Source organism: Nocardia sp. NPDC005745 (genome assembly GCF_040630775.1).
Taxonomy (GTDB): domain Bacteria; phylum Actinomycetota; class Actinomycetes; order Mycobacteriales; family Mycobacteriaceae; genus Nocardia.
The window spans coordinates 68,816-82,789 of the sequence record NZ_JBEXYF010000003.1 but is presented as its reverse complement, the minus strand read 5'-3'; the positions used below and the strand labels follow the sequence as shown (position 1 = coordinate 82,789).

The following is a 13,974-nucleotide window of genomic DNA, read 5'->3' as shown; positions in this document are numbered from 1 at the left end:
GCCGGTCAGGGCACCAGAACGGTCAACGCCGCTGGGACCGCCCGGATGGTGACCGGCAGGGTGCCCGCTGGTTCGCCGTCGGCGGTGGCGGGCGCGCCCGCCGCGGTGAGTGTGACCGCGGCGGCGCGGAACTGCTTGACCTCCGGGTGATCCTGGCGTTTGCCCGCCGACAGCGCGGGCAGCAGGCGCAGCATCTCCCCGCGCGACAACGCGCCGACCACGGTCAGATCCAGCAGGCCATCGTCCATGAGCGCGTCCGGGCAGATCAGCATGCCGCCGCCGTAGGTGCGGGTGTTGCCGACGGCGACCATGACCGCCTCGGTCTCCAGCACCGAGCCCGCGCCGGGGTTGGTCAGCCCGTCGGTCACCGCGTCCACCAGTTCGACCCGGTAGGGCACCGTGAAGCGCCCGGAGATCTCGGCCAGCGCGGCGGCGGTGTAGCGCAGTCTGCCTCTCGGCCAGCGCATCTTGTTGGCGCGCAGCGTGACCCGCGCGTCGAATCCGGTACCGGCCACCGTGGCGAACCACATAGGCGGCACGGACGACTCGATCCGGCCGAGATCGATCGTCCTGGTCCGCCCGCGCAACACCAGTGCGGCGGCGGCGACCGGATCGTCGGTCGGTACTCCGAGTTCCCTGGCCAGATCGTTGCCGGTGCCCGCGGGGATCATGCCGAGCGGAACCCCGGTCTCCGCGACGGCCGCAAGGGTCACGTTGATCAGCCCGTCGCCGCCTATGCAGACCACGGCATCGGGTGCCGCGACCGCGACCGAATCCCGCACCTGGCGAACCGTTTCGGCGGCCGAGGGAGCGCACACCTCGGTGACATCGGCGCCGCCCGCGCGCAGGCGGGCGATGGCGGCGGTCGCCGCATCACTTCCCTTGCCGTGCCGGGACCGCGGATTGGTCACCACCGTGACCATGCGCACCGGTGAATAGTCGTTCACGGCACCAGCTTTCCGGGATTCAGGATGCCGGCCGGGTCGAGTTCGGCCTTCACCGCCCGCAGGACGCGCACGCCGAGGTCACCCACTTCGTCCGGGACCCAGGGACGGTGATCGGTGCCCACCGCGTGGTGGTGGGTGATGGTGCCACCCGCCGCGACGATGGCGTCACCCGCGGCGCGCTTGGCGGCCCGCCACTGGGCCAGCGGGTCGTCCAACTGTCTGGCCACCACGGTGAAGTACAGCGACGCGCCGGTCGGGTAGGTGTGCGAGATGTGACACATGACCAGGGCCGGGGTCCCCTGCGCCGCCAGCGACTCGGTCAGCGCAGCGGTCACCTTCGCCTTCAACCCGCTCAGATTCGACCAGGTGGTGGCGGTCTCCAAGGTTTCACAGAGCACGCCGACATCCAAGAGCGCGTCACGCAGGTACGGCGCGGCGAAACGACCGTGCTCCCACTCCCGGGCCGGCGTCTCGCCCAGGGCCGAGCCGCCCGCCGCGGCCAGCACGGCACCCGCCTCGGCGCTGCGCGCGGTGACATGCGCCGCGCTGCCCTCATAGGTGGTGACGGCCAGGCACCCCGCCACTGGGTTGCCGCCGATATCGCCGGAGCGGGCGAGATTGATCCCGGTCTCCGCCTCGTCGGAGAGCCGGAGCACCGTCGGCGCCGCGCCCGCCTGCACCACCGCGCGCAACGCGGCGGCGCCGGTGGCGAAATCCGGGAACGACCAGGCCTGGTACGCAACGGTTTCCGGGACCGGGTGCACCCGCAGAGTGACCTCGGTGATCACACCGAGCGTTCCCTCCGATCCGACGAACAGTTCGCGCAGGTCCGGCCCTGCGGCCGAAGCGGGGGCGCGCCCGAGTTCGAGCGTGCCACCCGGCGTGGCGATCTTCAGCCGCTGCACCATGTCGTCGAAGCGGCCGTAGCCCGCCGAGGCCTGGCCGGACGACCGCGTCGCCGCGAAGCCGCCGATGGTGGCGAACTCGAAACTCTGCGGGAAGTGGCCGAGGGACAGTCCGTGCGCGCCGAGCAGTTCCTCCGCGCGCGGACCGGTGAGACCGGCGCCGAGCGTGGCGGTGCCGCTGATCGGGTCGATCTCGGTGAGCCGGTCGAGCCTGCGCAGATCCAGAGCGATCACGGTGTCGAAGCGGCCGCGCACGGGATCGACGCCGCCGACGACGCTGGTGCCGCCGCCGAACGGAACCACCGCGACGGCGTGCCGCGCGCAGTAGGCGAGCACGGCGAGAACCTCGTCGTGGTCGGCGGGGAAGACGACGGCGTCCGGCGCGTCCTGGAGCCCCTCGGCCCGGCGGCGCAGCAGATCGGGTGTGCTCTTCCCCCCAGCGTGCCGCAGCCGATCGCGGTGGTCGGCCGACACGTTCTCCGCACCGACCACCTCGACCAACCCGGCTCGCCGCGCGGGCGTCAACGCCGATTCGCGCAGTGGCACGTCGCCCTCATCGCGGCGCGCCACCGGATCGCCGGACACTCCGAACACCTGCGTCAGCAGACCACGGATCCGCTCCGAAAGTGGCTGGTGCCCAGCCGGGATACCCCAAGCATCCCAGACCATACTCGCGGCCGACCCGGCCGGGCCGGTCTTCGCCGACGGAGCCGGATCGCCGTCGGTCTGCTGCTGCGTGTCCACCATGCGTTACAGTTTGACATAGACTGTCAAGCAGTAACGAATGCTCGGACCTCGCCGACGACTCGCCGTCGGCCGACCTACCACCGGTGGTGATTTTTGACCGCTCCCGACGAGACCGCCCTCTCGGCGACCGACCTGGCGATTCTCGACGCCGCCCGCGCCTGCGTGGAGGAGTTCGGCGTGCGCCGCACCACGCTCACCGAGGTAGCGCGCCGGGCGGGCGTCAGCAGGCCGACCGTCTACCGCCGCTGGCCGGATACCGGTGCGCTGGTGGCCGAACTGCTGGTCCGCGAACTGCGCGGCATCGTGGCGGCCACCATGCCCTCCACGGGCAGCGCACGCCTCCGGCTGGTCGAGGGCGTGGTCGCCGGAGCGGCGATGATCCGGTCGAATCCGTTGTTCGGCAAGATCTTCCGCACTGACACGGATCTGATGCTCACCTACGTCTTCGGCAGACTGGGGCGCAACCAGCGCACGCTGATCGAGCTGTTCGCGGCGGGCATCCGCGACGGGCAGCGGGACGGTTCCATCCGCGCGGGCGATCCGGAGCGGATGGCCACGATGCTGCTGCTGATCGCGCAGTCCGCGGTGCAGTCGGCGGGCACCGTCGCGCCGCTGCTGGCGGGTGAGCACCTCGACACCGAACTCCGTCGCGCCATCGACGGGTATCTCGACGACCACGCCCGCGAAGCGGTCGAAGACTCCGCCCGGAAGCGGCCGTGATGAGTACACGTCAGCCCGGTTCCGCCGCATCCGAAAGGCATTGTGATGACTATTGATTCGGGGCAAACCGGAGATTCCGCGTTGAACGCCGCGCGCCGCGCCGCGGATCTGTCCCGGCTCGGCCACGGCGCCCGGATCGACGTCCTGGTGATCGGCGGAGGCGTCACCGGCGCGGGCGCCGCCTTGGACGCCGCCGCCCGCGGACTGCGCACCGTGCTGGTCGAACGCCACGACCTGGCATTCGGCACCAGCCGCTGGAGTTCCAAGCTGGTGCACGGCGGCCTGCGCTATCTGGCGAGCGGCCGGGTCGGCATCGCACACGAGAGCGCGGTGGAACGCGGCATCCTGATGCGCACCACGGCGCCGCATCTGGTGCGCCCGCTGCCCCAACTGGTGCCGCTGCTGCCGAATGTCGGTGCGGCGCAGGCGTCGCTGGTGCGCGCCGGTTTCCTGGCCGGTGATCTGCTGCGGCGGGGCGCGGGCACCCCCGCGGCGATCCTGCCCCGTTCCCGGCGCGTCGCCGCGGCGGAGGCCGTGCGGCTGGCGCCCACCGTGCGCCGCGCGGACCTGCGCGGCGGCCTCCAGGCCTGGGACGGGCAACTGGTCGACGACGCGCGCCTGGTCGTCGCGCTGGCCCGCACCGCGGCGGCCCACGGCGCGCGGATCCTGACCCGCGTCGAAGCGAGCGAGGTGACCGGGAATTCGGCGATCCTACGCGACACCCGCACCGGCGAGACCCTCACGGTGCGGCCGCGCACCGTGGTGAACGCCACCGGCGTCTGGGCGGATCAGGTGGATCCGAGCATCCGGTTACGCCCGAGCCGCGGCACCCATCTGGTGTTCTCCGCCGCGTCCTTCGGCGGCCTCACCGCGGCGCTGACCGTGCCGGTGTCCGGCAGCGTCGGCCGCTTCGTCTTCGCCTTTCCCGCCGCGCACGGCCGGGTATATCTGGGCTTGACCGACGAGGACGCGCCGGGCCCGGTACCCGACGAGCCGAAGCCCACCGACGACGAGATCGGTTTCCTGCTCGACACCATCAATCCCGCCCTGCGTGAGCCGTTGACCCGCGACGATATTCGCGGCTCGTATGCCGGATTGCGTCCCCTGTTACAGACCGCCGACGACAGCACGGCCGACATCTCCCGCAAGCACGCAGTGCTGCGCTCCCCCACCGGGATCATCACCATCGTCGGGGGCAAACTCACCACCTACCGGAAGATGGCCGAGGACGTGATCGACGCGGCGGTCGCGCACGGCGACCTCGCCGCGGGGCCGTGCCGCACCCGGCGGCTGCCGCTGGTGGGTGCGGTCTCCGGCGCGGCGCGCGACCGCATCGACGCCCCGCCCGTGCTGATCGAGCGCTACGGCAGTGAGGCGGCCACCGTGCTGGCCGCGGCGCGCCGCGATCCGTCGCTCGCCGAGCCGGTGGCGCCCGGCATCGACGTGCTCGGCGCCGAATTCGCGTTCGCGGTCTCGCACGAGGGGGCGCTCGAGGCCGGGGATCTGCTGGATCGGCGCACACGTGTCGGCCTGATCGACGAGGACCGGGCCGCCGCGACGGCCGCGGCCGTGCGCGCCGTCGCCTGACGACCCAGCGGGCTCAGTCCATCGACCAGTCGCACAGCTCCACGCGCATACACGCGCGCGGCCAGCGGTCGAGGCCGTGCGCCTGTTCGGCGGCACGCACGGCGACCAACCCCGGGGTCTCCTCGTCCGCCGACAGGTACCGGAAGCCGAGCCGCCGGTAGTACGGGCCGTTCCACGGCACCTCGGTGAACGTGGTCAACGTCATCGCGGGCAGCGCCGCGCCGGTTGCCCATCGGGCTGCCCGGTCGATCAACCGCTTGCCGATCCGGCGTCCCGCGTAGTCCGGGCGCACCGAGACCTGCTCGATATGCGCGTTTCCGTCGATCACGCCCGCGACCAGGTAGCCGATCGGCAGGTCGTCCTCGGTCCACACCCAGGCCCGTCCGGCCCGCTGGAACTCGCGCAAGGTGGCCGTCGAAGGAGGTTCGTCGTCGGCCACGGCCGTCATCCCGATCTCCGCGAACGGTGCGCCCGCCGCGCGTTCGATGTCTTGCAGCACGGTGAGGTCTTCGATTGTCGCGGCCCGGATCATCGGCCCATTGTGATCCGGCAACGGCGGCGCGGACCAGCGAATTTCACTGCGCCCGCGTGGCGAGGATGCCGTTGATCAGCACTTGCACCGCCCAGGCCGCCCGCGCGTCCCCGTCGCCCGACAGCAAGGTGTCCCGCATGGCCACGACGGTCGGATAACGGTCGGCTGGCAACTCGGCGAAGCGCCGCTCGATCACCGCGAGGTACTCCTGCTCGGTGCCGCCGCCGGTATTGTGCGCGCTCTGTTCGGCCGCCGACGCGGTGATGTGCAGAAAGAGCAGGTCCACCGCCCATGACGCGGTCAGATCGTCCAGTCCCGCCTCGATGAGCGAGCCGAGCATGAGTTCCATCAGCCGTAACGCGTTCGGACTGCTCGGAATCACCCCGAGCGCGACCAGCGCCAGCCCTTCGTGCCTGCTCATCGCCGCCACCATGGCGTCGGCCAGCGCGGTGAGCCGTTCCCGCCAGCCCGCCCCGGCGGGTTCCGGCACCGAACCGAGGACGTGGTCGAGCATGGCTGCCATCAGATCGTCGCGATTGGCGACGTACACGTACAGCGAGGCCGCGCCGGTATCCAAATCCTGCGCCACCCGGCGCATGGTCAGCGCCGCTGCACCATCCCGGTCCAGGACGCGCAGGCCCGTCTCGACGATCACCTCGCGACTCAGCGGAGCTTTGGCCGGGCGGGCCCGGCGGCTGACGGCTGCTGCGCTCATCAGGCGAGCATAACCAGGGACGAACGCCGTTCGGGGGACCGGCGCCCGCCCGCCGTGATTATGCGCGGCGCGGGCACTCACCAGCGCGGGCCCGGTTCACCACGGGCCGGCTTCTCGGTAACCGCCACGACCCTGATGGCCGTGATCGTGCGCGGCACCTGCCTGGGGTGGGGCAAGCGGTCCAGCCATCATCCCGACTCTGAATTCCTCGGCGAGACGGGCGCCGCAACCCAATCGTCGTGACCGTGCGTGGCGCGGGCACCCACCGGGGAGGGGCCCAGTTCCCCAATGGACGCAGCTTCTCGGCGCGACGACGCCCACAACAAGTTCGCCGACGACTCGAACCGCGGACGCGCGGCGAACCCTTGTGGCGTTTCGAGCATCTTCGCGTTGTGACTCACGACATAGTAATGATTCTCCGGCATGAACCGCCGCCGACTGCGGAAAAGACCACAAAGCGCAGCTCACAGCCCCCGCGACGGCGGCAGGGACCGCGCGCGAGAACGCACGCGACAGAATGCGATTCGGCCGCCGGGCGGGGCGGCGGACCATCTCCGCATTCCACTTCGCGATCCTCGCAGACCCCGGTTCGGCCGTCGCCGACGCTCTATGCTGGCTTCGGTATGCCGGTAGTGCGCCGGGAAGGAGGGCGCGGGTGCGCAGTAAACCGTCCACCGTGGGAGTCGCACCGGGCGACGGGCTCGTCGCCCGCTTCGGCGCGGTCGTCGCCTACCTCGGGCCCGAAACGACTTCCACGGACCGAATACTCGGCACCATCGAAGCCGTGGCCGAAGGGGAGCATCCCGGCGCCGCACTGGCGCAACGCTTGGCCGCGGTGATCTTCGGCAGCACGGTGCGGCCGCCGCCGTTCGGGGTGGTCGCGCCGACCGACGACGGCATGCTCATCCTGTTGCGCGGATCGGTGATCGCGGAAATCCAAGGCGCCGAAGGCACCCGCCTGCTCCACGGCGGCCGTGCGTTCACCTGGGTGGACGAGATCGTGCGCGAACCGGTGCGCCGCATCGCGATCGGCGCGGACACCGGCACGCCGCCGACCGCGCTGCCGCGCACCGACTTGCGGGCCGGCGTGGTTTCCGGCGGCGGCTTCGTCTTACAGGCAGCAGTGCGACGCGCCGGGAAGGCCGGCGAGCCGCGCACGTCCGCGCGCTCAGCGCAGGCCGAGCCCGAGGCGACGGCGGCGGCCGGTTTCGCGGCGACGCCCGAACCCACGGGTGCCGCCGACGCCGTCGCGCAGGCGGCGCCGACCGGCATGGACGCGGCGCCGACCGTCCGGCCGATCGAGTCGGCCAGACCCCTCGCCAAACCACGACCGCCACGGCCCGCCACGGATCGACCGCTCGCGTGGTCCCAGGTGCAGCCCGCGCACGAATCGGTCGCCCTGCGCAATCCGCTCGAGCACAGCGGACCGCGAACTGCGCACCCGGCCACGTTGTCCGGCGAGGCCGCCGTCGGCGCGCTGGTCACCGAGGAGGGCGCGGCCTACCCGCTGAACCGCGCCTACGTGATCGGGCGCGGGCCGCAGGTGGACGAATCGGTCCGCGCCGCCACCGCCACCCCGATCGTCATCCAGCGCGACCGACACGTCTCGCGCGTGCACGCCTACGTATCGGTCGACGGCGGCAAGGTGTACGTCCGGGACGCCGCCGCGACCTCGGGCACCTTCATCGCCGGTCCCGGCACCGACCAGTGGACCCGGATCAGCACCGCCCCGACCGAACTCCCGCCGGGCTGGCGCGTCCGCATCAGCGAACGAGTCCTCACCTACCGCGGCGACGAGCAGCGCACGGGCGCGACCGATAGCGCCGGAGCGCGCCGCCGCTCCTGACCGCCGGATCGCTCGACCGACCGGTTCCGGCGACGGCCAGTGGGCCCGGGTTGCCCACTGGACTCCGGCCGGGGCCGGCGCGCCCGCGTCAGCGAGCGACTCCTCACCGGCGCCGAACAGCGCCCAGGCGCGACGGATATCGCCGGAGCGCGCCGCCGCTCCTGACCGCCGGATCCGGCAGGTGGACCCCGATCAGCACCGCCCCGACCGAGCTCCCGCCGAGCCCGCGCGTCCGCACCAGCGAACCAGTCCTCACCCACCCCGGCGACGAGCAGCGCACAGGCGCGCGGGATAACGCTGGAACAGCCGGTCCGGCATGCGTCCACAACGGCCGCGGCACGACCGACCCGATCGGGCCACGGTGATGGCTGTTCACCAGGGCCGACAAGTGTCAGGGCTGCCACGGCACGGCCCACGTCTCGCCGCTCCCGCGGCGGGTGGCGTCGCGGTATGCCACGGCTCGGGTGTGGCGACGGCCGGTCAGACGGCCCCCGCCCGGTTCCGGCCGCGCGGAGAGGACAATGGCGGCATGCACCGAAACGGACCGAAGCGGGACATCGACGAGTCCGAGCTGACGGTGACCCCGCCCGAAGAGCAGGCCGCGGGTGTCACCGCCGTGGCGGTGGCGCTGAAGCGCTCGGTCGAGGAGATGGGTGTCATCCGGACCGCCCGCACCCTGGCGCGGGTCAATCAGGTGCACGGCTTCGACTGCCCCGGCTGCGCGTGGCCGGAGCCGACCGGTCACCGCAGGCCCGCCGAGTTCTGCGAGAACGGCGCGAAGGCAGTCGCGGAGGAAGCAACGCTGCGCACGGTGACCCCGGAGTTCTTCGCGACCCACTCCCTCGCCGAACTGAGCGAGAAGTCCGGTTACTGGCTCGGGCAGCAGGGCAGGCTGACCCACCCGATGGTGCTGCGGCCCGGCGACACCCACTACTCCCCCATCGCGTGGGACGAGGCCTACCGGTTGATCGCGGACACGCTGCGCGGCCTGGACTCCCCCGACGAGGCGGTGTTCTACACCTCCGGCCGCACCAGCAACGAGACCGCGTTCCTCTATCAGCTGCTGGTGCGCAGCTACGGCACCAACAACCTGCCGGACTGCTCCAACATGTGCCACGAGTCCTCCGGCGCGGCGCTGATCGGCTCGATCGGGATCGGGAAGGGCTCGGTCTCCATCGACGACTTCGCCAAGGCCGATCTGATCGTCGTCGCGGGACAGAATCCGGGCACCAACCATCCGCGCATGCTCAGCGCGCTCGCCGCCGCCAAGGCCGAGGGCGCCCGGATCATCGCGGTGAACCCGCTGCCGGAGACCGGGCTGCTCGGTTTCCGGGACCCACAGACGGTCAAGGGCGTCACCACCGGCGTGCCGATCGCCGACGACTTCCTGCAGATCCGCCTCGGCGGCGATATGGCCCTGTTCCAGGCGCTGGGCCGCCTACTGCTGGAAGCCGAGGATCGCGCGCCCGGCACGGTCGTCGACCGCGAGTTCGTCGACGCCCACTGCGCGGGCTACGCCGAGTACGAAAAGCACGTGCGCGCGGTCGATCTGGCCACCGTGCTGGAGGCCACCGGCCTGAGCCGGGACGAACTCGAGCGCACCGCCGAGGCGTTCGCTCGCTCCCGCAACATCATCCTGTGCTGGGCGATGGGCCTGACCCAGCAGACCCACGCCGTGGCCACCATCGAGGAGGCCACCAACCTGCTGCTGCTGCGCGGCATGATCGGCAAGCCGGGGGCGGGCGTGTGCCCGGTGCGCGGCCACTCCAACGTGCAAGGCGACCGCACCATGGGCATCTGGGAGAAGATGCCCGAGGCTTTCCTCGACGCCCTCGACCGCGAGTTCGGCATCACCAGCCCGCGCGAGCACGGCCTCGACACCGTCGCGGCCATCCGCGCCATGCGCGACGGCCGCGCGAAGGTCTTCTTCGGCATGGGCGGCAACTTCGTCTCCGCCACCCCGGACACCGCCGTGACCGAGGCCGCGCTGCGCGGCTGCGCCCTCACCGTGCAGGTGTCCACCAAACTCAACCGCAGCCATATCGTGCACGGCCGCACCGCCCTCATCCTGCCCACTCTCGGCCGCACCGATCTCGACCTCGCCCCGGACGGCACCAAACGGCAGGTCTCGGTGGAGGATTCGATGTCGATGGTGCACCTGTCCACCGGACGGCTGAAGCCGGTCGGCGAGCAACTGCGCAGCGAGGTCGCCATCGTCTGTGAACTCGCCCGAGCGCTTTTCGGTGCCGATCACACGGTGCCGTGGGCGCGCTTCGCCCGCGACTACGACAGCGTCCGCGACGCCATCGGCCGTGTGGTGCCCGGCTGCTCCGACTACAACTCGAAAGTCCGCGAGCGCAACGGATTCCAGCTTCCCCATCCGCCGCGCGACGCTCGCGAATTCCGCACCGCCACCGGTAAGGCGAACTTCGCCGTCAACGAACTGACCTGGCTGCCGGTCCCGGCGGGCAGGCTGATCCTGCAAACCCTGCGCAGCCACGACCAGTACAACACCACTATCTACGGCCTCGACGACCGATACCGCGGCATCCACAACGGCCGCAAGGTGGTGCTGGTGCACCCCGACGACATCGCCGCGTTCGGCTTCAGCGACGGCGATCCGGTCGACATCGTCTCCGAATGGACCGACGGCACCGAACGCCGTGTCGAGAACTTCCGCCTCGTCTCCTACCCGACGCCGCGCGGCAACGCCGCCGCCTACTATCCCGAAACCAATCCCCTGGTGCCGCTCGACCACGTCGCGAAACGGTCGAACACACCCGTCTCCAAGGCGGTCACCATCCGGCTCGAAGCCCGCCCGGCATGAGCGGTCAGGCCCGGAGGCGGCAGCGCAGCGTGACCACGCAGGGCCCCGCCCATGCCGACGACAAGCACAGCATGAGCGGTCAGGCCCGGAGGCGGCAGCGCAGCGTAACCACGCGGGGCGAGAGGCACACCGCATGAGTCGCGTCACCGCCCGCCGCCGGATGCGACGGATCACTCCGGACGCGGACATCCAGCGTCCGGACACCCTCGCTGTCGAAGAGCCGCTGGAAATCCGCATCGGCGGCCAGTCGCTGACGGTCACCATGCGCACCCCCGGCGACGACATCGACCTCGTGCACGGCTTCCTGCTGAGCGAGGACATCATCCGCTCCGCCGAGGACATCGTGGCGGCCCGCTATTGCGCGGGCACCGATGACCAGGGCCGCAACACCTACAACGTCCTCGACGTCACCCTGCGCACCCCGGTCCGGGCGCCGACCCGCTCCTTCCTCACCACGGGAGCCTGCGGGCTGTGCGGCAAGACCGCCCTGGACGAGGTCCGCACCCGCACCCGGTTTCCCTTGCCGCCCGGCGTGCCCGCGGTGGACACCCGCGCACTGGCCGCCATGCCCGGCATGCTGCGTGACCGGCAGTCGGTGTTCGACGCCACCGGCGGCCTGCACGCGGCGGGCCTGTTCACCGCAGAAGGCCGGCCGCTGGCGGTGCGCGAGGACATCGGCAGGCACAACGCGGTGGACAAGGTGATCGGCTGGGCACTGCGCGAATCCCGGGTCCCCGCCCACGATCTGGTGCTCATCGTGAGCGGGCGCGCCTCGTTCGAACTGGTGCAGAAAGCCGTCATGGCCGGGATCCCGATGCTCGGTGCGGTCTCCGCACCCAGTTCGCTCGCGGTCGACCTGGCCATCGATGCCGGGCTCTGCCTGGTCGGCTTCCTCCGCGGCGACACCATGAACGTCTACAGCGTCCCCGAGCGGATTCGGGTCGAGCCGGGCGCCGACTCGTTGTTGGCCTGACTCACTATTGCCCGCGCCGGATACCCGTTTTACCGTGACTGCACGGAGCCGAAACGGGTTCGGCGAGAACGGAGCGGCCGATGCGGATCTCGGTGCAGGGGAACTCCGAGGGCCTGCGGGTGCGGATGCGGTTCGAGCAGCACCGCCGCCTGCTGCTCACGCGGATCGTGCTGGCCGTCTTGGCGGTGCAAGGAGCCGTCGTCGGCCTCTGGGCCACCCTGGCGCCGCATTCCTGGTACACCAGTTTTCCGGGGTTCGGCATGCGGTGGGTGGCGGCGGACGGCCCGTACAACCATCATTTGGCGGCCGACGTCGGGTCCTTCTTCCTGGCGTTGACCGCGGTGACGATCGCCGCGCTGGTCCTCGACCGGACGACGGCGGCCCGAATGGCGGGCATCGGATGGCTGACCTTCGGTGTCCCCCATTTTCTGTACCACGTCCTGCACAAGCCCGCCGAAATGGGCGCGACGAGCTTCGCGGCCAGCCTGATCGCGGCGTTCCTGCTCGTGGCCGGTGGAGCGGTCTGCGTCTTCGCCCCGCCGCGGGGCGACCTTCCCTTGTCGGATCCGCAGCCGGTCACGGTGCGTTTCCCGCGCCGCCGTACGCGGCCGTCCCGTTGATCGGCCGGGTCGGTCTGCGAGTGCGGGACGCCCGTGGGAGATCACCACGGGCGTGATCCGGTGCGTCCGCGGATGCGCCGCCGAATTCCCCGCCCGTCAGTCCTTCAGCGCTTCGAGCAGTGCCGCGCGCTGACGCGCGCCGAGACCACCGATGCGGCGATCCTCGGGGATCTCCGCCTGGTCCATCAGCTTGGCGGCCTTCACCGGCCCGACACCGGGCAGGGCCTTGATCACCGCGGCCACCTTGGTCTTCTTGACCAGCTCGTCGGAATCGGCCTTCTTCAGCAGGTCCGCGACCGAGACCTTGCCCTCTTTCACCTTGCCGATCAGTTCGGAGCGTGCCTTGCGGACCGCAGCCGCCTTGGCCAACGCCTCGGTGCGCTGCTCTGCGGTCATGGTAGGCAGTGCCATGTCTCCTCCGCTTTCACTCGTCACTCGAACATCTGGTTGACCGGACCGAGTAAACAGCACGCCACCGAGAGCGCAAGCTCGACACACCGGGGCACGAACAGCGGAAATAGCGATGAATTTCCCGGGTTCGCGCCGTCGGAACCGGTGAACGGCCGACGCTCGACGGGCGAAAAGGACGAAAGGAACAGCGGCGGTAACACGGGCGGCGGCTTCCCCGACAGACTCAGCGAACACCGAGCACGGAGACGGTTCAACGTCGAACCGGGGGGGATCAACGGCGATCCCCCGTATCCGCCGCGGTGAACGACAACCGAAGACGGTCACCCCCGCAGAGCCGTGCCAGCATGGCGGCATGCCGAACGCCCCGCACACTTTGCCCGCGATGCTCTGGCTGTGGGCCGGGCGGGCGATCTATCGCGGGCCGTCACTGCGCTTGGACGCGCATTCGACCGCGGTCGACTGCCTGGCGGTGGGGATCGATGCTCCGTTCACCCTCGCGGCCGATGGCATCGCACGTTCCGCGCGCAGCGCCCTCGTGCCGCCGCGCCGGGTCCACCGGGTGGTAACCGACGGTGACCACATGATGTTCTGCTACTCGGATCCCGGTTCGCCTGCCGCTCGCGTCTGCCGCGAGCGAATGACGCGGTGGGACAACGAGTTCGGGCTCTGCCATGCGGCGGAGGACGCACTGGTCACGGCATCGGGCAGCGTTCGCCCCGACCCGGGTTCGCTGGCGCGCCTCGCCGGTACGGCGCCGATTCCCCCGCTGGACGTTCGCATCGCGGCGGCGCTCGCCGACCTCGACGCACATCCCGCCGCCACGTTCCCCGCCGCGCGGTTCGCCGCGGCGGCACATCTGTCGGAATCGCGCTTCCTGCACCTGTTCGCCGCCCAGACGGGGACCTCGTTCCGGCGCTACCGCCTCTGGGCCAGGATGCTCGCCGTGGGACGCGCCATCGCCGCAGGCGCGAACCTCACCACGGCCTCGGCCGAGGCCGGATTCGCCAGCCCCTCGCACTTCAGCGACGCGTTCCGCACCCTGTTCGGGCTGTCCGCTTCCGATTTGCTCGCCACCGGCGTCCGGATCGTCGTGCTGGACGGGCCCGAGGGGATCGAATCGGGCACGAGAACTTGCTAGGCTGAA

Annotated in this window: 12 protein-coding genes; 7 read left to right on the top strand and 5 right to left on the bottom strand. The window is 71.1% G+C overall.

Going from position 1 to position 13,974, the window contains the following annotated elements:
- Positions 1 to 5 precede the first annotated feature (5 nt).
- Entirely contained in the window at positions 6 to 929 is a 924-nt protein-coding gene (locus ABZ420_RS04715; RefSeq protein ID WP_357117419.1) for a YegS/Rv2252/BmrU family lipid kinase, read from the bottom strand.
- A 14-nt stretch (positions 930 to 943) separates the two neighbouring features.
- Positions 944 to 2,521: an FAD-binding oxidoreductase gene (locus ABZ420_RS04710; RefSeq protein ID WP_357117417.1), complete on the bottom strand. Its 1,578-nt coding sequence runs from the start codon at positions 2,519 to 2,521 to the stop codon at positions 944 to 946.
- Between the two features lie 171 nt (positions 2,522 to 2,692).
- On the opposite strand from ABZ420_RS04710, the gene ABZ420_RS04705 reads away from it, so the two are divergent.
- The gene (locus ABZ420_RS04705) at positions 2,693 to 3,319 is read left to right on the top strand and encodes a helix-turn-helix domain-containing protein (RefSeq protein WP_357117093.1); all 627 of its coding nucleotides are present in this window, start codon (positions 2,693 to 2,695) and stop codon (positions 3,317 to 3,319) included.
- A gap of 45 nt (positions 3,320 to 3,364) precedes the next feature.
- A complete protein-coding gene (locus ABZ420_RS04700) occupies positions 3,365 to 4,906 on the top strand; it encodes a glycerol-3-phosphate dehydrogenase/oxidase (RefSeq protein WP_357117091.1) in 1,542 nt (513 codons plus the stop codon).
- Positions 4,907 to 4,919: 13 nt separating this feature from the next.
- Here the strand turns inward: ABZ420_RS04700 and ABZ420_RS04695 are convergent, their stop codons facing one another.
- A complete protein-coding gene (locus ABZ420_RS04695) occupies positions 4,920 to 5,438 on the bottom strand; it encodes a GNAT family N-acetyltransferase (RefSeq protein WP_357117089.1) in 519 nt (172 codons plus the stop codon).
- Between the two features lie 43 nt (positions 5,439 to 5,481).
- Positions 5,482 to 6,153, bottom strand: a complete 672-nt coding sequence (locus tag ABZ420_RS04690) for a TetR/AcrR family transcriptional regulator C-terminal domain-containing protein (protein WP_357117087.1) — start codon at positions 6,151 to 6,153, stop codon at positions 5,482 to 5,484.
- Between the two features lie 655 nt (positions 6,154 to 6,808).
- Between ABZ420_RS04690 and ABZ420_RS04685 the strand changes: the two genes are divergently transcribed.
- The 4 genes from ABZ420_RS04685 (at position 6,809) to ABZ420_RS04670 (ending at position 12,419) form a co-directional block, all read left to right on the top strand.
- Positions 6,809 to 7,999 carry an FHA domain-containing protein gene (locus ABZ420_RS04685; protein ID WP_357117085.1) on the top strand — a complete coding sequence of 397 codons (1,191 nt, stop codon included), beginning with the start codon at positions 6,809 to 6,811 and terminating at the stop codon, positions 7,997 to 7,999.
- A gap of 529 nt (positions 8,000 to 8,528) precedes the next feature.
- The gene (locus ABZ420_RS04680) at positions 8,529 to 10,826 is read left to right on the top strand and encodes an FdhF/YdeP family oxidoreductase (RefSeq protein WP_357117083.1); all 2,298 of its coding nucleotides are present in this window, start codon (positions 8,529 to 8,531) and stop codon (positions 10,824 to 10,826) included.
- Positions 10,827 to 10,959: 133 nt separating this feature from the next.
- Positions 10,960 to 11,799 (top strand): formate dehydrogenase accessory sulfurtransferase FdhD, encoded by an 840-nt coding sequence (gene fdhD, locus ABZ420_RS04675; RefSeq protein ID WP_357117081.1) that lies wholly within the window; start codon positions 10,960 to 10,962, stop codon positions 11,797 to 11,799.
- An 80-nt stretch (positions 11,800 to 11,879) separates the two neighbouring features.
- A complete protein-coding gene (locus tag ABZ420_RS04670) occupies positions 11,880 to 12,419 on the top strand; it encodes a hypothetical protein (RefSeq protein WP_357117079.1) in 540 nt (179 codons plus the stop codon).
- A 96-nt stretch (positions 12,420 to 12,515) separates the two neighbouring features.
- Here ABZ420_RS04670 and mihF read toward each other — a convergent pair whose 3' ends face one another.
- Positions 12,516 to 12,830: an integration host factor, actinobacterial type gene (gene mihF / locus ABZ420_RS04665; protein ID WP_040865486.1), complete on the bottom strand. Its 315-nt coding sequence runs from the start codon at positions 12,828 to 12,830 to the stop codon at positions 12,516 to 12,518.
- Positions 12,831 to 13,182: 352 nt separating this feature from the next.
- On the opposite strand from mihF, the gene ABZ420_RS04660 reads away from it, so the two are divergent.
- Complete coding sequence (locus tag ABZ420_RS04660) at positions 13,183 to 13,968, top strand: helix-turn-helix domain-containing protein (protein ID WP_357117077.1); 786 nt, start codon at positions 13,183 to 13,185, stop codon at positions 13,966 to 13,968.
- The last annotated feature ends 6 nt before the right edge of the window (positions 13,969 to 13,974 follow it).

What these genes read in the sequence shown, in the direction of transcription:
- ABZ420_RS04710 (WP_357117417.1), bottom strand. Translation starts at nt 2,521, where the DNA reads ATGGTCTGGGATGCTTGGGGTATCCCGGCTGGGCACCAGCCACTTTCG.
- ABZ420_RS04700 (WP_357117091.1), top strand. Translation starts at nt 3,365, where the DNA reads ATGACTATTGATTCGGGGCAAACCGGAGATTCCGCGTTGAACGCCGCG.
- ABZ420_RS04695 (WP_357117089.1), bottom strand. Translation starts at nt 5,438, where the DNA reads ATGATCCGGGCCGCGACAATCGAAGACCTCACCGTGCTGCAAGACATC.
- ABZ420_RS04690 (WP_357117087.1), bottom strand. Translation starts at nt 6,153, where the DNA reads ATGAGCGCAGCAGCCGTCAGCCGCCGGGCCCGCCCGGCCAAAGCTCCG.
- ABZ420_RS04680 (WP_357117083.1), top strand. Translation starts at nt 8,529, where the DNA reads ATGCACCGAAACGGACCGAAGCGGGACATCGACGAGTCCGAGCTGACG.
- fdhD (WP_357117081.1), top strand. Translation starts at nt 10,960, where the DNA reads ATGAGTCGCGTCACCGCCCGCCGCCGGATGCGACGGATCACTCCGGAC.
- ABZ420_RS04670 (WP_357117079.1), top strand. Translation starts at nt 11,880, where the DNA reads ATGCGGATCTCGGTGCAGGGGAACTCCGAGGGCCTGCGGGTGCGGATG.
- mihF (WP_040865486.1), bottom strand. Translation starts at nt 12,830, where the DNA reads ATGGCACTGCCTACCATGACCGCAGAGCAGCGCACCGAGGCGTTGGCC.
- ABZ420_RS04660 (WP_357117077.1), top strand. Translation starts at nt 13,183, where the DNA reads ATGCCGAACGCCCCGCACACTTTGCCCGCGATGCTCTGGCTGTGGGCC.